This is a genomic window from Streptococcus sp. 2020WUSS084, assembly GCF_044427445.1.
Classification (GTDB): Bacteria; Bacillota; Bacilli; order Lactobacillales; family Streptococcaceae; genus Streptococcus; species Streptococcus suis.
On sequence record NZ_JAOTGC010000010.1, the window covers coordinates 1 to 19,289 of the forward strand.

The 19,289-nt window shown below is 40.7% G+C and carries 19 protein-coding genes and 1 pseudogene; 7 read left to right on the forward strand and 13 right to left on the reverse strand.

Going from position 1 to position 19,289, the window contains the following annotated elements; all coding sequences use genetic code 11:
* The 4 genes and pseudogenes from ODU50_RS06750 to ODU50_RS06765 form a co-directional block, all read left to right on the forward strand.
* A pseudogene (locus tag ODU50_RS06750) lies at window positions 1-108 on the forward strand (IS30 family transposase); the annotation flags it as partial.
* Between the two features lie 103 nt (window positions 109-211).
* A complete protein-coding gene (locus ODU50_RS06755) occupies window positions 212-682 on the forward strand; it encodes a ferrous iron transport protein A (protein WP_014637631.1) in 471 nt (156 codons plus the stop codon).
* Window positions 679-2,823: a ferrous iron transport protein B gene (gene feoB / locus ODU50_RS06760; protein ID WP_105153564.1), complete on the forward strand. Its 2,145-nt coding sequence runs from the start codon at window positions 679-681 to the stop codon at window positions 2,821-2,823. The genes ODU50_RS06755 and feoB overlap by 4 nt, the downstream gene beginning before the upstream one ends.
* Window positions 2,823-2,975 carry a FeoB-associated Cys-rich membrane protein gene (locus ODU50_RS06765; RefSeq protein ID WP_085461704.1) on the forward strand — a complete coding sequence of 51 codons (153 nt, stop codon included), beginning with the start codon at window positions 2,823-2,825 and terminating at the stop codon, window positions 2,973-2,975. Before feoB ends, ODU50_RS06765 begins: the two co-directional genes overlap by 1 nt.
* Before the next feature lie 52 nt (window positions 2,976-3,027).
* Here ODU50_RS06765 and ftsX read toward each other — a convergent pair whose 3' ends face one another.
* The 6 genes from ftsX to ODU50_RS06795 all read right to left on the reverse strand — a co-directional run bounded on the left by ftsX (window position 3,028) and on the right by ODU50_RS06795 (window position 8,158).
* Entirely contained in the window at window positions 3,028-3,957 is a 930-nt protein-coding gene (gene ftsX, locus ODU50_RS06770) for a permease-like cell division protein FtsX (protein WP_044759522.1), read from the reverse strand.
* Window positions 3,950-4,642 (reverse strand): cell division ATP-binding protein FtsE, encoded by a 693-nt coding sequence (ftsE, locus tag ODU50_RS06775; protein WP_002936190.1) that lies wholly within the window; start codon window positions 4,640-4,642, stop codon window positions 3,950-3,952. Before ftsE ends, ftsX begins: the two co-directional genes overlap by 8 nt.
* A gap of 142 nt (window positions 4,643-4,784) precedes the next feature.
* Window positions 4,785-5,880, reverse strand: a protein-coding gene (gene prfB, locus ODU50_RS06780) for a peptide chain release factor 2 (RefSeq protein ID WP_105153565.1) whose coding sequence is annotated in 2 segments (ribosomal slippage) — window positions 4,785-5,807 and window positions 5,809-5,880 — 1,095 coding nt in all. Because the reading frame shifts where the segments join, the coding sequence is not laid out codon by codon here.
* Window positions 5,881-5,914: 34 nt separating this feature from the next.
* Entirely contained in the window at window positions 5,915-7,042 is a 1,128-nt protein-coding gene (queG, locus tag ODU50_RS06785) for a tRNA epoxyqueuosine(34) reductase QueG (RefSeq protein ID WP_105153566.1), read from the reverse strand.
* A 40-nt stretch (window positions 7,043-7,082) separates the two neighbouring features.
* A complete protein-coding gene (locus ODU50_RS06790; protein ID WP_105153567.1) occupies window positions 7,083-7,571 on the reverse strand; it encodes a VanZ family protein in 489 nt (162 codons plus the stop codon).
* A 170-nt stretch (window positions 7,572-7,741) separates the two neighbouring features.
* The gene (locus ODU50_RS06795; RefSeq protein WP_024411787.1) at window positions 7,742-8,158 is read right to left on the reverse strand and encodes a TM2 domain-containing protein; all 417 of its coding nucleotides are present in this window, start codon (window positions 8,156-8,158) and stop codon (window positions 7,742-7,744) included.
* 67 nt (window positions 8,159-8,225) lie between these two features.
* On the opposite strand from ODU50_RS06795, the gene ODU50_RS06800 reads away from it, so the two are divergent.
* Window positions 8,226-8,681, forward strand: a complete 456-nt coding sequence (locus ODU50_RS06800) for a hypothetical protein (protein ID WP_238145670.1) — start codon at window positions 8,226-8,228, stop codon at window positions 8,679-8,681.
* Window positions 8,682-8,807: 126 nt separating this feature from the next.
* Here the strand turns inward: ODU50_RS06800 and ODU50_RS06805 are convergent, their stop codons facing one another.
* The 3 genes from ODU50_RS06805 to ODU50_RS06815 all read right to left on the reverse strand — a co-directional run bounded on the left by ODU50_RS06805 (window position 8,808) and on the right by ODU50_RS06815 (window position 12,987).
* Window positions 8,808-11,492 carry a cation-translocating P-type ATPase gene (locus ODU50_RS06805; RefSeq protein WP_105153569.1) on the reverse strand — a complete coding sequence of 895 codons (2,685 nt, stop codon included), beginning with the start codon at window positions 11,490-11,492 and terminating at the stop codon, window positions 8,808-8,810.
* Window positions 11,493-11,701: 209 nt separating this feature from the next.
* Window positions 11,702-12,088 carry a DUF1934 domain-containing protein gene (locus ODU50_RS06810; RefSeq protein WP_105153570.1) on the reverse strand — a complete coding sequence of 129 codons (387 nt, stop codon included), beginning with the start codon at window positions 12,086-12,088 and terminating at the stop codon, window positions 11,702-11,704.
* Between the two features lie 11 nt (window positions 12,089-12,099).
* Window positions 12,100-12,987, reverse strand: coding sequence for a TSUP family transporter (locus tag ODU50_RS06815; protein ID WP_398581370.1), 888 nt, complete (start codon window positions 12,985-12,987; stop codon window positions 12,100-12,102).
* A gap of 98 nt (window positions 12,988-13,085) precedes the next feature.
* On the opposite strand from ODU50_RS06815, the gene ODU50_RS06820 reads away from it, so the two are divergent.
* Both ODU50_RS06820 and yidA read left to right on the forward strand, forming a co-directional pair.
* Window positions 13,086-14,399 (forward strand): HD domain-containing protein, encoded by a 1,314-nt coding sequence (locus ODU50_RS06820; protein ID WP_029171514.1) that lies wholly within the window; start codon window positions 13,086-13,088, stop codon window positions 14,397-14,399.
* The gene (gene yidA / locus ODU50_RS06825) at window positions 14,389-15,198 is read left to right on the forward strand and encodes a sugar-phosphatase (RefSeq protein WP_105153572.1); all 810 of its coding nucleotides are present in this window, start codon (window positions 14,389-14,391) and stop codon (window positions 15,196-15,198) included. Before ODU50_RS06820 ends, yidA begins: the two co-directional genes overlap by 11 nt.
* Before the next feature lie 53 nt (window positions 15,199-15,251).
* On the opposite strand, the gene tpiA is transcribed toward yidA, so the two are convergent.
* The 4 genes from tpiA to ODU50_RS06845 form a co-directional block, all read right to left on the reverse strand.
* Window positions 15,252-16,004 carry a triose-phosphate isomerase gene (gene tpiA, locus ODU50_RS06830; RefSeq protein ID WP_004298713.1) on the reverse strand — a complete coding sequence of 251 codons (753 nt, stop codon included), beginning with the start codon at window positions 16,002-16,004 and terminating at the stop codon, window positions 15,252-15,254.
* A gap of 174 nt (window positions 16,005-16,178) precedes the next feature.
* Window positions 16,179-17,375 (reverse strand): elongation factor Tu, encoded by a 1,197-nt coding sequence (gene tuf, locus ODU50_RS06835; protein ID WP_012775011.1) that lies wholly within the window; start codon window positions 17,373-17,375, stop codon window positions 16,179-16,181.
* Window positions 17,376-17,730: 355 nt separating this feature from the next.
* Entirely contained in the window at window positions 17,731-18,702 is a 972-nt protein-coding gene (locus ODU50_RS06840) for an anti-sigma factor (protein WP_044692710.1), read from the reverse strand.
* Window positions 18,683-19,186, reverse strand: a complete 504-nt coding sequence (locus ODU50_RS06845) for an RNA polymerase sigma factor (protein ID WP_044692709.1) — start codon at window positions 19,184-19,186, stop codon at window positions 18,683-18,685. Before ODU50_RS06845 ends, ODU50_RS06840 begins: the two co-directional genes overlap by 20 nt.
* Between the last annotated feature and the right edge of the window lie 103 nt (window positions 19,187-19,289).

The window sequence follows — 19,289 nt, forward strand, 5'->3', positions numbered from 1 at the left end:
AAGAAAACGACTCCGAAAGAAGTCGCTTTTATCGAAAATTGGATTAACAACTACCCTAAAAAATGCTTGGACTACAAGTCGCCAAGTGAATTTCTTTTGGGTGGCTAACTTCAACTTGAAATTTGGGGAAAATAAACCATTCCTAAAAATTGTCTGACACTTTTAAGGAATTATGCTATACTATTGTTATAAAAATCACAAAGGAAACGATATGAAACTGCAAAACCTTCAAGTTGGACAATCTTATTTAGTCAAAGATTGTCTAACGCAAGATGATATTCGTAAACACTTAGCGCACTTGGGTTTAAAAGTCGGAGAAGAGATTCGCATCATTTCAAAAACCAAGACCAATGCAATTTTCCAAGTCAAGGCAAGCCGTCTAGCCCTAGACAGAGAAATTATTGAATCTCTGGTTTTAATAGAAAAGTCAGCTACGGAAATAATCAATCTATCTGAGGCACCTATTGGTAGCTCAGCTAAGGTCATGGACATCTATGCAACAGGTGCACTCCGTCGTCGCCTCATGGATATGGGACTTACAAAGAACACGCAGCTATTTCTCAAAAAAGTCGCTCCCTTGGGCGATCCAATCGAAATTACCTTGAGAGGATATGAGCTGACACTACGCAAATCCGAAGCGCAAATGATTGGTGTTCAAATCACAAGCGAGGTGAAGAAATGACAAAACACATCGCCCTTGCAGGAAATCCAAATAGCGGAAAAACAACTCTTTTCAACCTCCTAACAGGAACCAACCAACGTGTTGGTAACTGGCCTGGAGTCACCGTTGAAAGAAAATCTGGAACAATCAAAAAGCGAAAGCATTTACTAATTCAAGATTTACCAGGTATCTACTCGCTGTCTCCCTACACACCAGAAGAACGGGTTGCCAGAGATTATTTGATAGCGAAACAACCAGCTGCTATCCTCAACGTCCTTGATGCAACAAACTTGGAGCGAAATCTCTATCTAACCTTGCAGTTATTAGAAATGGGCCTTCCTATTGTTATCGCCCTCAATATGACAGACGCCCTGAAAAGTCAAGGTCGCTCAATAAACAGCGACCAGCTCTCCTATCAACTGGGAGTTCCTGTACAGCCTATCAGTGCACTAAAAAAGCTAGGTATATCCCAGCTCCTCCATGAAGTAGAAAAAATTACCAATCAGCAAGCCGAGCCAATCTATCCTCAGTATGATAAGCAATTTGAAGCCGGTCTCGCCCAAGTTATTGACCTATTATCGGATTCCATCCCAAATCATCAAAAACGCTTCTACGCCATTAAGCTACTCGAACAAGATCAAGTCATTCTAGACCAATTGCAACTCAATGCACAAGACATGCTTGATTTGACCGAAATCATTGCCATTTTGGAAAAAATTTACGCAGACGATATGGAAGCCATTATCGTCAATCAACGCTACCAATTTATCGAGAAAATCACAGAACTGGTCACAAAAGACAGCGATAAAGCTTTTAACCTGTCTGATAACATAGACCGACTTGTTACCAATCGTTTTCTTGCCCTCCCTATCTTTGCGGCAGTCATGTGGCTGACCTACTTCCTGTCTATTCAAACGGTTGGCACAATGGGGACGGACTGGGTGAATGATGTCCTCTTCGGAGAGCTTGTTCCAGGCCTTATTCAGGAAAATCTAGATCGATTTGAAATCGCTGGCTGGCTACAATCTCTGGTCCTTGATGGCATTATTGCAGGATGCGGAGCCATTCTCGGTTTTGTACCACAAATTTTCGTCCTCTTCGTCTGCTTGGGAATCTTGGAAGACATCGGCTATATGAGCCGAGTCGCCTTTGTCATGGATAGGATTTTTAGACGTTTTGGTCTATCAGGCAAATCCTTTATTCCCATGTTGATTTCCACAGGCTGTGGCGTTCCTGGAGTCATGGCAAGTCGGACTATTGAAAATGAACAGGACCGAAAAATCACCATTATGACAGCAACCTTCATGCCCTGTTCTGCTAAACTTCCTATCATTTCGCTGGTAGCCGGTGCTTTCTTTCCTGACAATCCTTGGATTGCTCCAAGCGCCTATTTTGTCGGTATGGCCGCCATCGTCCTATCCGGAATGGCACTAAAAAAGACCAAGCAGCTCGGTGGAGTCGCAAGCCCCTTTATCATGGAATTACCATCTTATCACTTACCGAAACTCAGTACGGTTCTCCGGTATGCATTCGATAAGGCACTTAGTTTTATCAAACGAGCTGGTACCATTATATTTGTGACCAACATCATTATTTGGTTCAGCAGTTCCTATAATTGGTCCTTACAAATGGTAGAAACAGATGAGAGTATCTTAGCCTCCATTGGACGCAGTTTTTCTCTCCTCTTTGCCCCACTTGGTTTCGGAAATTGGCGAGCAACTGTTGCAGCCATTACAGGTCTCTTAGCCAAGGAAACCGTCATTGCCACCTTTGGTATCCTCTATAAATTAGGAGAAACAACCGAAGAAAATCCCGAACTCTGGGGGCTTTTACAACAAGACTATACAGCATTATCAGCCTATTCCTTCCTAGTCTTCAATCTCCTCTGTGCCCCTTGTTTTGCGGCTATTGGTGCCATTCACCGTGAAATGGGAGAAGCCAAATGGACATGGATTGCTATCGGTTTCCAAACAGGTTTAGCCTATGCAAGTAGTTTGGTTATCTATCAGATTGGTCTTGTACTTATCTACGGACAATTACCAACCGTCTGGACATTTATCGCTATCTTTCTAATTATCACAGCCATCTACAGCCTAGTGAAAAAACCAGCCAATACTCTTCCAATCGTCACGCTAAAAACATTAGAAAAAGGAGAATATTAATGCCCACACTTATCCTCTTTCTCATCATCGTCATCTTATTTTCTCTTGCTATTCGCAGTCTCATCAAAGGAAAAGGATCCTGCGGAGATTGTTCCTGCGACTGTACTATTAAGCAAGAGATGAACGAATCTTCTCACCATAGACATCCATAACAAAAAGGTCTGCACAATAATGAGGCAGACCTTTTTACATGTAGCTTGTCTATTAAATTTTTAAGTAGCGGTTCATGGAAATGACTGATCCCAAGGAACCAATAATAATACCAATTACAAAAAGTGCGCCAATCATTCCTGGAACAAAGACATTCATACTAATCAGAGACAAATCTTGACTAGCAAGACTAGCATTTACCGAAGTATAAATCATCTTATAAAGAGAATAGACTAAAGCAGAAGGCAAAATAGCTCCGAGGAGACCTACCCAGGCACCTTCCCAGAGGAATGGTCCACGGATATAACTGTTTTTAGCACCAACCAGACGCATGATCTGAATTTCACGGCTACGAGAAATAATGGTAATTCGAATAGTATTGGAAATCAAGAAAACAGCAGTAAAGAGCAATAAGCCAGTTGCTGCCAATCCCCATGTACGAACTAGATTAGCTAATTTAAAAATACGTTCCGTTTCAACTTCCCCATCGCGTACCTCTGTAACACCATCAATTTTAGCAATCTCTGCTGCAACAGTTTTTACATATTGCGGTTCAGTCGTATCAATGATATAAGCATCGTAAAGTGGATTGGCATCTCCTTGGAATAGGTTCCAAGTATCTCCCAAGGTAGCTGTTAATTTCTGCAACTGTTCATCCTTACTTGAATAAGTAACAGATTGTACATTTTCTAAGGCTGTAATCTGATTATACACCTTTCGATAATCTGGATTAGCTACCGTCTCTCCTGCTTCGTTCACAATCGTCTCAGCTTGATCGGTTGAGTTCGCTCTCAAATACACATTGATGCGTACATTCTGTTCCAAATCCGAAGCGAGCTTTGCTGTGTTCAAAATAACTGAAGCAAATAGACCAACCAAGGTAAGGGTAATGGCTACAGATGAAATGGCTGCAATCGTCATCCAACCATTTCGCTTCAAACTCTTCAATGACTCAATAAAGTGTCTAAAAAATCGATTACTCATCGTATCCATATTCTCCTTCCGCTTCATCACGTACTACACGACCATCTTCAATCGCAATAACACGATGACGAAGTGTATTTACAATCTGACTATTGTGTGTCGCCATCAAAATCGTTGTCCCCTGCAAATTGATTCGCTCCAATAGATTCATGATTTCCCAAGAGTTTTCAGGGTCCAAGTTACCAGTTGGCTCATCAGCAATCAATACTTTAGGATTATTTACAATGGCACGGGCAATAGCAATCCGCTGTTGCTCACCACCTGAAAGTTCATTTGGGAAAGAACGAATTTTGTGTTTCAAACCAACCAAATCTAAAACTTCCATTACACGTTTCTTGATATTCCGTGGTTTTTCACCGATAACTTCCATCGCATAAGCAATATTTTCAAAGACAGTCTTTTTAGGTAAGAGTTTGTAGTCTTGGAAAACCACTCCTACACTACGACGTAGAAGAGGAACATCTCTCTTTTTAATTTTTGCAAGGTCAAACTTACCAACCTTTAGACTCCCCTTATCGAGCTTTTCCTCCCGATACAAGAGTTTGATAAAGGTTGACTTACCTGCACCAGAAGGACCTACAATGTAGGCAAATTCTCCCGCTTCAACATTGACTGATACTCCGCGAAGGGCAGTCGTTCCGTTTCCATATTTCTTGGAAACGTCTTTCATTTCTATTATTCCCATAGGATTTCCTGTCTTAGACAGTCCTTTCTTTAGATTTGAGAACGTTTTTTTCAAAATACAGTCCGTATTCTCTCAAAAAACTTCCTTGATGAGCGAAAAACTATCTCTTATTTACAAGCACTTCACTTGTAAATACAGGTTCTTAGCTAATTCGCCATTTTAAATAAGCATCTATAAAGCCGTCCAAGTCTCCGTCCATAACCTTATCGACTTGAGCCACCTCATAACCAGTACGGTGGTCTTTTACCATAGTATAAGGCGTAAAGACATAGGAACGAATCTGACTTCCCCAAGTAATTTCTTTTTTATCTCCCTTGAGTGAGTCGACCTCTGCAGCCTTCTTCTCCTGCTCCAATTGATACAATTTAGCCTGCAAGAGTTTCATTGCACGGTCTCGGTTTCCATACTGAGTACGGTCAACTGTGGACTGAGTCACAATTCCTGTCGGAATGTGCGTCAATCGAACACCCGTTGAGACCTTGTTGACGTTCTGTCCACCAGCACCACCTGAACGGAAGGTATCCATCTTCACTTCATCATCTCTGATTTCAATTTCAATGGTATCGTCCAACTCAGGCATTACCTCTACAGATGTAAAGGAAGTATGACGACGCTTAGCTGAGTCAAAAGGTGAGATGCGCACCAAACGATGAACACCCATTTCTGACTTAAGCAAGCCATAGGCGTTTGGACCAGTAAAGCTTAGAGTCACGGACTTAATACCTGCCTCATCACCAGCTTGATAATCCAATGTTTCTACTGTAAAACCTTTGGCATTTCCATAACGCTGATACATCCGCAGGAGCATTTCTCCCCAGTCTTGTGCCTCTGTACCACCCGAACCTGGATGGATTTCCAAGATAGCGTTATTGTGATCATAGGGTTCTGACAAGAGCAAGGTCATTTCGTAAGCAGTCATGGTTTTGTCCAATTCCACTAACTTTTCAACCAACTCATCCCGCACAGACTCATCTTCTGCTAGAAAATCTAGCAAAATTTCAGATTCATCATATAAATCCAACATCTGATGGAAATTTCCATAAGTATTTTTTAATTCATTCAACTCCTGAGACGTCTTCTGGGCTGCCAAATTATCATTCCAGAAATCTGGCTCCGTCATCTTGTTCTCAAGAATGGCAATCTCTTCTTCCAGACCTTCTAAGTCAAAGAGACCCCCTAAAAGAAGTTAATTTTTTGCCAAGTTCTTCAATCTTTTGGCGAATTTCTGCTGTATCCATATACACCTCATTTTTATTCATAATCTTTATTATATCACATTTGCAAGTCCTTGACCATGTTGAGAAAGGCCGCTTGCTCTGCTATGACATCATCATTGTCTGATGAAATACCTGCGATAAAGGAAACCATCTCATCATTGGGCTGTTTGACCAATTGCCCCAAGGCCCAGATAGCCGTTGCCATGTGGACCGGATTTTGTTTTTTATCGATGATTTCTAGGAGTTTGGGAATGGCAGAGCGGTCATTACTATTGGCCAAGGCTATGATGGCATTGCGCTGGAGAATGTTTTTCCCCCGCCAAGAACCAGCAATCATGCCAAATTTTTCCTTGAACTGCCCATTTGACAAGTCCAAAAATGGAATCAGCTCTGGCTCAGCCAAATCTGGATCAATGTCTACAACAGGTGGACTGGAAATTCCTTTATTGTATGGACAACAAATCTGGCAAATATCACAACCATAGATGACCGTCTTGATTTTCTTACGAAACTCCAAGTCCATCATCCCCTTATCCTGTGTCTGAAAAGACAGACAACGGCGGGCGTTCATAGTCGTATCCCCTAACAAACAAGATGTTGGACAGGCTGCAACACAACGATTGCAATCGCCACAGTCGTAGTCCACTGGCTTATCAGGCTCAATCTCAAGGTTGGTCACCAACTCGCCCAAAAACATATAGGAACCAAATTCCTTAGAAATAACCAGGCCATTCTTACCGATAAAACCAATGCCTGCTCGTCTGGCAACAGCAGTATCCACCAAGGCACCCGTGTCCACCATGGCCTTGTATTCCAAACCATCCGTCAGTTTTTCAATCCCCCTCGCCAAGCGCTCCATCTTATCTTGCAAGATATAATGGTAGTCTAGGCCCCAAGAGCTAGGTGTAATCTTTCCACGTTTGTATTGGGTCTTCTGCGGTTTGACAGGCAAATGTCTAGGATAAGCTACCGTGATAGAAATGATGGTTTTAGCTGATTCTAACGATAATTTGGGACGGATACGTTCTTCAATGTTCTTATGTTCAAAGCCTGACGAACGCCCCTCTTCCTGACTAGCACGAAGTGATTTCTCCAAATAAGCAAAATCATCAGCCGTTGTAAAACCAATCTTCGAAATTCCGATTTCCTGAGATAATTTAATAATCTCTTCCTTAATATTCATTATATTCATTTTAGCAAACTTTGGATATATTTAGCAAGACCTACATAGCTAAATAAGTTATTAATATAACAAAAAACGTTAGCGCAAAACAAAAAATATTCATACGAACATAGGCCTTCTCCCGCCAAATACTGGTCAAGACATACATGACATTAATACCGATTGCTCCCCCTAAGCCGTTAGCCAGTAAATCAGTTATATCTGCAACTCCAAGCAAAAGAAAATATTGCAGAACCTCAAAACAGAGACTCACTAACATAATCAAACATAGATTAGCCACCCACGATGCCTTGCGAAATAGCATTTCCATATAAATACCAAAGGGAATAAAACTTACAATATTAAATAGAATTTCTGGAAAATCCAGCACTCCATCATAGACTGCTGTTCCTGCAAACGGAATTAAGTTTATACTAGCATAACCATAGCGTCCATATAAGATGCTCAAGTCCATCTTAAAGACAATCATCCAAGTAAGTAAAAGGAGATAGGCAAAAAATAAAAACATACTCATTTTCTTTGTCTGCATAGAAATTCTCCTCTCAACTAGCATATTTTATCATTATATCATAAATGCCGTTCCATAAAATGTCACTTCTGTGACAAAGCTCGTTCCATATTACAAGTACTTTACATCCTGCTAAAAAACAGAAAAGGAAGACAATACCAAGCCTCCCCTTATTCAAAAAAATATCTTACTTAAAATGTCTGATTGCTATGCTGAAAAGCCTTATATTGATGGATTTGTAGCATCAAACGCTCAAAGTTCGCCTCCTTACATGCTCGCATGATTAAGAAGCAATCAATAAACTTCCACAAATAAAGTCCCAAAAATAACAAGAACCCAATCAAGATAAATAGCGTAACAAAAGATACTGCAAAAGCAATCAGCTTGGCAAATCCCAATTCTTTATTCCCGACATAAAAACGGTCGACACCAAACTCACCGAAGAAAATAGCCAAAATAAGAGCGACAAGAGGGTGACGCATCTCAACCATCATAAGAACGTTTAAAGCCTCATCATCTAAATCTTCTAGTTCTTTTTGCAGAATGAATAACTTATCAGATGGCAAATAACTGCTTTTACTTAAAATATAATTCTGAAGATAATTCATATAAACTCCTACCTCTTCAAAATTATAGCAGTTTCTTATTCTTCAAGCAAGCCTACAGGGGAAAACAGTGCCAGAAATCGTTTACATTTTTTCTTTTTTTGCTATAATGAAACTAGATTACAAGGAGGTTCATATGAGAGTTACTATTCATTATCCAAAACCTATCAAACAACCATCCTCCCAAAAACTTCCACTCCTGGTAGATGGAAAAATTGCTGGGACAGTTACTCAAGGAAAAATTCTAAGCTTACCAATTACACAATCATCTGTTACACTAAGCGTTCGAGGGGATAAAAAATCAAGCATTCAAGTTAAAGACGGCGATAGGGTTCAAATAATAGAAAACAGTAAGTACTTCACCCTTTACTATTTCAGCTTGGCTATCCTTCCAATTGTCATCTTTTTCCAATTTTCTACGATGATAAAGATAATCCTACTTGCTACATCTCTAATCTTTACATTTTTGGGACAAGTAATCTTCCCAAAATACATTATCAGTACAGAAAAAAGCTCAGACCACTAAATCTGAGCTTTTTCAAATGATATAGTCTTCAGTTTGCTTTTAGTACAAGGCAACGAGTCGCAGGCTGTACTAAAGTACAGCAAGGCGAGTTAACGAAGTAATAAAAGATAAGCTGAATAACTATAATTAGATAGCTTTTTCATCCAAGCCCAACTTACGTTGAACAAATTTAACAATTTCTACAACGACAACCATGAGACCTGAACCGATTACTGTTACCATCCATTGAGTTGGTGTCAAGATAGATACCTTGAAGAAGGTATTGAATCCTGGAATCACAACAGTCGCCATCAAGAGCAAGAAGGCTGCTACGATAGACCAGTTAAAGAGCTTGTTCTTGAATGGACCAACGGTAAAGATAGATTGGTAGACAGACTTAACGTTGAAGGCATGTACCAACTGAATCAACCCAAGAGTAACATAGGCCATTGTCAAGGCATCTGCATGGATTTCTTCATAAGTGCTGTGTTCTGGGTAAAGCAGTGCAAAACCATAGACACCAAGTACCAATGCTGTTTGTAGAATACCCTGATAGACAATAGAGCTCAAGACACCACCTGAGAAGAAGCTTGAGTTACGACCACGAGGTTTGTGCTGCATCACACCTGGCTCAGCAGGTTCAACACCAAGGGCAATCGCTGGAAGTGTATCTGTTACCAAGTTAATCCAAAGAAGATGAACTGGCTCCAATACGTCCCAACCAAAGAGGGTTGCAAGGAAGATACACAATACTTCAGCAGTGTTAGCTGACAAGAGATATTGGATGGTTTTTTGGATGTTTGAGAAGACCTTACGTCCTTCTTCTACCGCTACGATAATAGTCGCAAAGTTGTCATCTGCAAGGACCATATCAGAGGCACCTTTAGATACTTCCGTACCTGTAATCCCCATACCGATACCAATGTCGGCAGTCTTAAGTGATGGCGCATCGTTAACACCGTCACCAGTCATGGCAACAACCTTACCATCATTTTGCCAAGCTTTTACAATACGAACCTTGTGTTCTGGAGATACACGAGCATATACAGAATATTGCTTGAAGACTTTCTGGAACTCTTCATCCGTCAATTCGTTGAGCTCTGCACCTGTAAATACATGATCTTCTGTATCGTTTGGATCGATGATACCAAGACGTTTTGCAATTGCTTCAGCAGTATCTTGGTGGTCACCTGTAATCATGATTGGACGGATACCAGCTTCCTTAGCGACACGAACAGCTTCTGCTGCTTCAGGACGCTCAGGGTCAATCATACCAACCAAACCTGAGAAGATAAGGTCGTTTTCAACAATGTCAGATTCCAATTCAGGAATAGCATCCACATACTTGTATGCCATCATCAAGACACGAAGGGCTTGTTTAGCCAACTCTTTGTTTGTTGCAAGGATAGCTTGCTTATCTGCATCGGTAATCGGACGGATTGTACCGTTTTCTTCAATTTGCGTTACACGTTTGAGCAATTGGTCTGGTGCACCTTTAACAGCTACGAAGAAGTTTCCAGCAGCTTGTTGGTGAACGGTTGACATCAATTTACGTGTTGAGTCAAATGGCAATTCAGCCACACGAGGCTCAGATACCAAGACTTCACGAACGTCAAAGTTTTGATCCAAACCAAATTGAACAAGTGCCGTTTCAGTTGGGTCACCAATCAATTTACCAGTTGGGTCAACTTTTGTATCGTTGGCAAAGTTCATAACACGAAGCGTTGTATTGCTTGCATCCAAAGCTTCTTTAGCATCCACCAATTGACCGTTTGTATAAACTTTTTCAACAGTCATCTGGTTCATCGTCAAGGTACCAGTCTTATCTGATGCGATGATTTCAGTTGAACCAAGTGTTTCAACAGCAGGCAACTTACGGATAATCGAGTTACGCTTAGCCAAGACCTGTGTACCAAGCGAAAGAACCACTGTAACAATAGCTGGCAAACCTTCAGGAATGGCCGCAACCGCAAGAGCTACAGAAGTCATAAGAGCAGGTAAGATACCTTCTCCACGTACAAATACCGAAACAGCCATCGTTACCGCAGCAATTACAAGAACTGCATATGTCAAGACTTTTGATAACTGGTGCAAGTTTTGTTTCAATGGTGTATCAGTCTCATCAGCATTGGCAAGCATACCAGCAATATGACCAACTTCAGTGTACATACCTGTATTTGTAACCACACCAAGACCACGGCCGTAAGTAACGTTTGAGTTTTGGTAAGCCATGTTGACACGGTCACCGATCGGTGCATCTTCAGCCAAAACTGCTGACAAATCTTTATCAACTGGTACAGACTCACCTGTAAGAGCTGCCTCTTCGATTTTGAGGGAGTTAGCTTCCAACAAACGCATATCGGCAGGAACAACATCACCTGCTTCAAGCAAGACGATGTCACCTGGTACCAAGTCTTTAGAATCAACTTCGACTACATGATTATCACGAAGCGCACGCGCAACTGGGCTTGACATGTTTTTTAGCGCCTCAATGGCTGCCTCAGCTTGCCCTTCTTGATAAACACCAAAGGCTGCGTTCAAGATAACCACGGCCAAGATGATAATGGCATCTGTCAAACCGTGTGAACCTTCTGTAATCACCGTCAAGATTGCTGCTACAATCAAGATAATGATCATCAAGTCTTTAAACTGATCCAAGAATTTAGCTAAGAGTGTGCGTTTTTCACCCTCATCCAATTCGTTACGACCGTAGTCTGCTAGACGTTTGCTTGCCTCATCACTAGACAAACCGTCCAAAGAAGACCCCATGCTTGACAATACTTGCTCTTCGCTCTGTGTATAAAACAAATCGCGTTTTTGTTCTTTTGACAATTTCCTTCTCCTTCTCGGTCTCTTTTTTACCTAACAAATAAAAAAGAGACCTGTCTTATTAAAACAAGTCTCGCTATTTAATATATTGCCGGAAACAAGTCGGATTGACGACAATATCACGGAATTTTCCGCTAGCTACTCCCTCGATTTGTTAACTATTATATCAAAAATCCCGAGAAATTCAAGAATATTTTTCTGGAAATAAGAGATTATTTCCACGAGATTTCCAAATCATAGGAAGCAAAAACTTGCTGGTTCTCCAATCCCTTTAATTCATATTGCAACTGGACACTTTGATCCGAACGGTTTAATTGGTAACGTTTTGTATCGGTCACAAAATGCTGGATTCCTAACGGTGTAGGAATGGTCACAATAGCTTCTTTACCAGAAATAAATCGCATAATAGACTTCGGAGTGGAAAAGCGTGTCATCACTAACTCTTCTTCGTCACATTTTATGACAACTTTTTCAGCTTCATCGTTACTATAAATGAGATAGAGAGTGCCATCTTTGTCCTTAACTTCCACTTGAAATTGCTGATCCACTACCTCAATCTGCCCGTCCAGATCAATTTCATTTCGTAAATAAATATCCATAGGTCCTCCTACTATTTTTTAATACTAGTAACAAAGGAAGAACGAAGCAGAGTAAAGCCTGTATACGCTGCAATGAAGACAACCAAAATTTTTAAATTATTAATATCTAAATTTGATAAGAAGAAAGCGGCTGTCAAAACACCCAGCACCCCACCGACAATGATTCCTGGAACTCCTGGCCAGTTTACTCGTCCTGATTGGATAAACTGCTTGGCACCCGCTGTCATAATCATAGCAGCATTCAACATCATGACCGGAAGAGCAACCGCTGGACTAATTCCCATCAATGAGAAGAAAATTAACTCAGGAGCATAGTTACCCAGCCCCATACTCATCAGCATTCCCACCATAAAATCAAAGACAATACCAACAGCCAGTTTCCAACCAGTTAAGCCTTTTACTTCATTGGTAAGAGCTGCGCCAGGGTTAGTAATCATGCGATAGACCATGAAACAGGCTGCAATAATTAGCAAAATCCCAAGAATTCGTTGAACTTTCTTTGTATCCCATTTTTGAGTTACCTTGGCACCAACAAAGGCACCCGTAAATGCCGCTACTGCCATAGCAATCAGAGTGACCATGTCAACCTCAACTATCGTAATAAACAATAGCGCCTCTACTAAGACTGGTATGATGTGCGCCGTTGTCATGGTCGCAGGAATTTTACGATCGTCTTCCACCAACTTTGTCAGTTTAAACATAGTGGTTGTCGTTGCAAAGGTTCCAATCCCCAAGGTGTCTAGCAAATCAGTAACATAACCGATACCAAATCCTGTCCAAAATTTCTCTTTTAGAGAAATATCGTGCTTTTTAGCATAGGATAGAATTGTGTAAAGCATCCAAAGAATCAGGGCTACAATAAAGACCTGAATAGTTAATAAGATAATTTGATTATTCATTTCTCCATTATACCAAAAGATTCCATTGGGTACATAGCAATATCCTTGTGTTTTAGAAAAATCAGGAATTTATCTCCCTTTTTTGTTATAATGAAACTATGATAGAAAAAGTATTTCGCGATCCAGTTCATAACTATGTACATGTTGATCATGAGCTGATTTATAAACTTATCAATACAAAAGAATTTCAGCGACTACGCCGCATCAAGCAACTAGGGACTACTTCCTATACCTTCCATGGTGGCGAGCATAGCCGCTTTTCGCACTGCCTTGGTGCCTACGAAATCGCCAGACGGATTACTCAAAAATTTGAAGACAAGTATCCACAAATCTGGGATACAAATGAGTCCCTATTGACCATGGTTGCTGCGCTACTCCATGATGTCGGACACGGAGCCTATTCTCATACCTTCGAGCGTCTATTTGATACAGACCATGAGGAAATGACCTGTGCTATTATTACTAGTCCAGAAACGGAGATCAATGCTCTGTTGAAACAAGTTTCGCCTGAGTTTCCAGACAAGGTTGCTAGTGTTATCAAACACACCTATCCAAATAAACAGGTCGTTCAACTCATTTCGAGCCAGATTGATGTTGACCGAATGGATTATCTATTACGAGATTCCTACTTCACTGGTGCGAACTATGGTGAATTTGACCTAACTAGGATATTACGTGTCATTCGCCCGACAGAAAATGGAATTGCCTTCAAAGAATCTGGTATGCATGCAGTAGAAGACTACGTTCTCAGCCGCTACCAGATGTACATGCAAGTCTATTTTCATCCAGCAAGCCGCTCTATGGAAGTCCTATTGCAGAATTTACTCAATCGTGCCAAACTACTATATACTAGTGAACAGGAGTTTTTTGCACGAACTTCACCTCGGCTATTACCTTTTTTTGAGCATCGTATCCGTCTAACCGACTACCTCAGTCTGGATGATGGAGTTATGAATACTTACTTTCAATCATGGATAGATGGACCAGATCGTATTTTATCTGACTTAGCTCAGCGCTATATCAATAGGAAAGTGCTCAAATCCATCACTTTCAAGGCCGAAGAAGAGGAAGCTTTGGACCGCCTGCGTAGCCTGGTCGCAGATGTCGGTTTTGACCCAGAATACTATACTGCTATTCACCACAACTTCGATTTGCCGTATGACATTTACCGTCCGAATGCAGAAAAGAAACGGACTCAAATTGAGATTTATCGCAAAGATGAAACCTTGGTAGAACTATCCTCTCTATCACCAATTGTTCACTCCCTATCAGGCACAATCCACGGCGATAGCCGTTTCTATTTCCCAAAAGAAATGTTAGAAGAAACAGGGATTTTCGCACCTCAAATAGCTGATTTTAACAACCATATACATAACGATCATTTTATAATTGGAGAATCAAATGAGCATTAAACTTGTCACCATCGATATTGATGGTACACTACTAAATAGTCAACACCAAATTACAGCTGAAGTACATTCAGCAATCCAAGAAGCAAAAAAAGCAGGCGTTAAAATTGTTATTGCTACTGGTCGCCCCATTTCCGGTGTTCAAGCAATTTTAGAAGAACTCAATCTTACAGAAGCAGGTGACTACGTCATCACTTTTAACGGTGGCTTAGTCCAAGATGCAGCAACTGGTGAGGATATTGTCAAAGATACCTTGACTTATGAGGATTATCTCGACATCGAATCTGCTGCCCGTAAACTCAAGCTCCCAATGCATGCCAGCACCAAGGAAGGTATCTATACTGCCAACCGTAACATCGGTAAATACACCATTTACGAATCAACACTAGTAAGTGCACCCATTTTCTATCGCACTCCGGAAGAAATGGCTGACAAGGAAATCATCAAAACAATGATGGTTGATGAACCAGAAATTCTTGATGCTGCTATTCCACTTCTACCGACCAGCTTGACTGAAAAGTACAACGTAGCAAAATCAGCACCATTTTATTTGGAAATCACCCCTAAAACTGTTAACAAGGGACATGCTATCATTCATCTAGCTGAGAAGCTTGGACTAACAATGGATCAAACCATGGCCATCGGTGACCAAGAAAATGACCGTCCAATGTTGGAAGTTGTTGGTAATCCTGTTGTCATGGAAAACGGAAATCCTGAATTGAAGAAAATCGCCAAATACATTACGAAGTCAAATGATGAGAGCGGTGTAGCCCACGCTCTTAGAGAATGGGTACTGAAATAGCCTCTTAAAATATCAAAAAAAGCATCGAATTCAAAATCCGATGCTTTTTGTTGTTAGAAGTTCAACAAAGCCAAGAAGCTTTCTGCTTCAAGTGATGCACCACCAACAAGCGCACCGTCAACGTCTGGACATGCCATGTATTCAGCAACGTTTGATGGGTTTACAGAACCACCGTATTGAACGCGAACTTTGTCTGCAACTTCTTGACCGAAATCAGCAGCAACAACGTCACGAACAGCTTTACACATGTTTTGTGCATCGTCTTTAGTAGCTGATTTACCTGTACCGATTGCCCAGATTGGCTCATAAGCAATAACAAGTGATGCTACTTGCTCAGCAGTCAAGTCTTTCAAAGCTGCAGAAACTTGAGCACCTACGAATTCTACTGCTTTACCAGCTTCGTAAGTTTCAAGTGACTCACCACAACAGATGATTGGAGTCAAACCGTTACGGAAGATTGCATGAGCTTTTTTATTAATATCTTCATCAGTTTCGTGGAAGTAATCACGACGCTCTGAGTGACCGATAACAACATAGTTAACACCCATTTCAGCCAATACTTTTGGAGATGTTTCACCAGTGAAGGCACCAGCATCTTCAAAGTAGCAGTTTTGAGCAGCAACTTTCAATTCAGAATCTTTAGCGAACCACAACAAAGCATTCAAATCTACAGCTGGAGCTGCGATAGCTGCTTCAATTTTGTCGCCTGCAGGCAATTTTCCTGCAATTGCCTCAACGAAAGCTTGTGCTTCTTGAGGGTTTTTGTTCATTTTCCAGTTACCGGCAATGATTGGTTTACGTGACATTTCACTTACCTCTTCTATATTTATTGTACAAGGTACATTATAGCATAAACTTAGCTAAGATTAAAGAATTTCTGTGCATTTTATGAATACTTACAGAAAAACTCTCTACCCGAAAGTAGAGAGTTACAATTAAGTTGTCTGACTATAATTGTTATTTCTGGGAACTCAATCGAATTAAGCTTCGATTTCTGTAACCATACCTGAACCAACAGTACGTCCACCTTCACGGATAGAGAAAGTAGTACCTTGTTCAACGGCGATTGGGTGGATCAATTCAACGTCGATAGTAACGTTATCACCAGGCATTACCATTTCAGTACCTTCTGGCAATTTGATTGAACCAGTTACGTCAGTTGTACGGAAGTAGAACTGTGGACGGTAGTTGTCGAAGAATGGAGTGTGACGTCCACCTTCTTCTTTAGTAAGGATGTAAACTTCACCTTTGAATTTAGTGTGTGGGTTGATAGAACCTGGTTTAGAGATAACTTGACCACGTTCGATTTCATCACGTTGTACACCACGAAGAAGCACACCAACGTTATCGCCGGCAAGACCTTCGTCAAGTTGTTTACGGAACATTTCAACACCAGTAACAACTGCTTTAGATTTTTCTTCTTGAAGACCAACGATTTCGATTTCGTCGTTGACACGAACAGTACCACGGTCGATACGTCCTGAAGCTACAGTACCACGACCAGTGATTGAGAATACGTCCTCGACTGGAAGCAACAATGGTTTGTCAGTGTCGCGTTCTGGTTCTGGAATGTACTCATCAACAGTGTTCATCAATTCCATAACGATGTCTTCGTACTTAGAGTCACCTTCAAGAGCTTTAAGAGCTGAACCTTGGATAACTGGAAGATCATCACCTGGGAAATCGTATTCTGAAAGAAGGTCACGGATTTCCATTTCAACCAACTCAAGCAATTCTTCATCGTCAACCAAGTCAACTTTGTTCATGAAGACGATAAGGTGTTTAACACCAACCTGACGTGAAAGAAGGATGTGCTCACGAGTTTGTGGCATTGGACCGTCAGTTGAAGCTACTACAAGGATCGCACCGTCCATCTGAGCAGCACCAGTGATCATGTTTTTAACGTAGTCCGCGTGTCCTGGAGCGTCGATGTGAGCATAGTGACGTTTTTCAGTTTCGTACTCAACGTGTGCAGTGTTGATAGTGATACCGCGCTCGCGCTCTTCTGGAGCAGCATCGATAGACGCATAGTCTTTAGGTTGGTTAACTGATGAAGGCAAGCGACGTGCCAATACAGTTGTGATAGCTGCTGTCAAAGTAGTTTTACCGTGGTCAACGTGTCCAATTGTACCAATGTTAACGTGTGGTTTACTACGATCGTATTTTTCTTTTGCCATTTTGGTAAAAGCCTCCAATAAAATATATTTTATAGATAGACAGTAGGCAATACAGTCTAACTTTACCTTACTATTCTATCAAATTGTAGCAGAATTGCAAGCATTTTCTATCGTTTTTTATTTTATCCATTTTCTGCAAGGACTATTAGCTTCGCTCATAACTTTTTTTATCATCCCATTTTAACCTATTACTCAACTAAAAATACCTCACTTCCATAGGGATATTGATGTTACCATAGCTACAAGGTATCACAAATACGAGACCACTTCGACAGACCTTTCTCCATTCAATCATCCTACGACTCCCTGATAAGCCTCTTGCTATAGGTATTGAAAATATATTGACTATTTTCACTTAATGATGCAGTTGATAATAAGGCTGAATAGGAATGGACGCGCCAATACTAGAAGAATAAATCCAGTCCTTGCCTTCCAACTGAGCAAAATCTTCTGCTTTTCCTGTTAGGATAATGCCTGCAAATTCTAGCTTATCAATCTCTTCTTGTTTAGTAAAGTCAGTGCCACCAAACTTATCGACAAAGGCCTGCAAGTCATTCACAGGTATGTCCAGATACTGTGCTCGCTCCTGATCTCCCGATTCTAAGAACTCTTTCATAAAGTCCATACCTGTCATATAGTCTCCAGGCATATCCGAAAAGACTAGTTGAATATCCTCTGGATCTAACCCCAAAAGCTGCTCTGGACGATAGTAATGGGTATTCTGCTTCCCTTCTGTCCCTATCCAATACCAATTTTGCTTGAGATTGCTGGGAATCATTTGCTTGATTTCTGCCAAACTGTACTTCTTATCAAAGGAAATAGCCACTTCTACTAGCTGCCCACTCATGTCTTTAAGATAATGCAATTCATTGGCAATGTCTTGAACACTCCAAACAGACTTTTTTCTATTGTAAAAAACAGGTACCTTGGTATTGGTTGTGAAATCATATAGATATTTGAAGGTATTGCCGGGTATATGCTGGGCAAAGTCATAATGACTATCAAAAAGGTCATAGTAAATTTCGTGCTGACCAAAAGCCATTGGAACACCGTATATATCCTTGTATAAATCGAAGTAGAGCTTCCCAGATACATAACTCGTACTTTGGATTTTAATGCCATCATGATTTATATTTGGATAGGCGATTTCCATTAGCATCGTTTGTTCCCACACCTCACGACCTTCTCGTGCACCGACAATTATTTTTACTGTTTGAACGCCAATAAGCATTAAGATGAAGCCGATGAGCGATGATAGCCCTATTGTCTTCCATAAATTCTTCCGCTTACTCTTTTTTGTCACTTCTTCAAAAGTCTTCATAGTCATATCCTCTCTCTTCTAGTACTTTCCTTAACTGTTTACGTCCTCGGTAAAGGCTGATTTTCACCCAACTTTGACCAGCACCTAAAATATGGGCAACTTCTTTGACACTCATATCTTGGAAGTAGTATAAGTCAATCACTTGCTGGTATTTTTCTGGCAGGTCTGCAACAGCTTGATAGAGTTCCTCATAATCTTCTTGGTCATAGACCAAAAAATTTTCAGGTGTAAAAAACTCCTTTTGTAAAATTTCATGGTAGCGCTTGTCTCGCCTGTATTTGTCAATGTAAGCCCGAACTGCAGAACGGTAAAGCCAAGCTCTTAGTTTTTCGAAAGGAAGGACAATATCAGATTCAAGCAATTTGACTAGAACATCTTGGGCAATATCCTGACTGTCAGCTGGGCCGGCTCCTGATTTTTGCAAATAGTAGGAAATCTCCTCTGCAATACCAATAATTTCTTTTTCATATTGATCAAGTTTGATACTTATCTCCTCCTTTCACTGATAAAACGAATAAGGGGTGATTTGGTTACACTTTCTTATGATTATTATATATTTTTATCAGCAAAAAAAACAACCTCCGAAGAAGTTG

What these genes read in the sequence shown, in the direction of transcription:
- ODU50_RS06755 (WP_014637631.1), top strand. Translation starts at nt 212, where the DNA reads ATGAAACTGCAAAACCTTCAAGTTGGACAATCTTATTTAGTCAAAGAT.
- feoB (WP_105153564.1), top strand. Translation starts at nt 679, where the DNA reads ATGACAAAACACATCGCCCTTGCAGGAAATCCAAATAGCGGAAAAACA.
- ODU50_RS06765 (WP_085461704.1), top strand. Translation starts at nt 2,823, where the DNA reads ATGCCCACACTTATCCTCTTTCTCATCATCGTCATCTTATTTTCTCTT.
- ftsX (WP_044759522.1), bottom strand. Translation starts at nt 3,957, where the DNA reads ATGAGTAATCGATTTTTTAGACACTTTATTGAGTCATTGAAGAGTTTG.
- ftsE (WP_002936190.1), bottom strand. Translation starts at nt 4,642, where the DNA reads ATGGGAATAATAGAAATGAAAGACGTTTCCAAGAAATATGGAAACGGA.
- queG (WP_105153566.1), bottom strand. Translation starts at nt 7,042, where the DNA reads ATGAATATTAAGGAAGAGATTATTAAATTATCTCAGGAAATCGGAATT.
- ODU50_RS06790 (WP_105153567.1), bottom strand. Translation starts at nt 7,571, where the DNA reads ATGCAGACAAAGAAAATGAGTATGTTTTTATTTTTTGCCTATCTCCTT.
- ODU50_RS06795 (WP_024411787.1), bottom strand. Translation starts at nt 8,158, where the DNA reads ATGAATTATCTTCAGAATTATATTTTAAGTAAAAGCAGTTATTTGCCA.
- ODU50_RS06810 (WP_105153570.1), bottom strand. Translation starts at nt 12,088, where the DNA reads ATGGATATTTATTTACGAAATGAAATTGATCTGGACGGGCAGATTGAG.
- ODU50_RS06815 (WP_398581370.1), bottom strand. Translation starts at nt 12,987, where the DNA reads ATGAATAATCAAATTATCTTATTAACTATTCAGGTCTTTATTGTAGCC.
- ODU50_RS06820 (WP_029171514.1), top strand. Translation starts at nt 13,086, where the DNA reads ATGATAGAAAAAGTATTTCGCGATCCAGTTCATAACTATGTACATGTT.
- yidA (WP_105153572.1), top strand. Translation starts at nt 14,389, where the DNA reads ATGAGCATTAAACTTGTCACCATCGATATTGATGGTACACTACTAAAT.
- tpiA (WP_004298713.1), bottom strand. Translation starts at nt 16,004, where the DNA reads ATGTCACGTAAACCAATCATTGCCGGTAACTGGAAAATGAACAAAAAC.
- tuf (WP_012775011.1), bottom strand. Translation starts at nt 17,375, where the DNA reads ATGGCAAAAGAAAAATACGATCGTAGTAAACCACACGTTAACATTGGT.
- ODU50_RS06840 (WP_044692710.1), bottom strand. Translation starts at nt 18,702, where the DNA reads ATGACTATGAAGACTTTTGAAGAAGTGACAAAAAAGAGTAAGCGGAAG.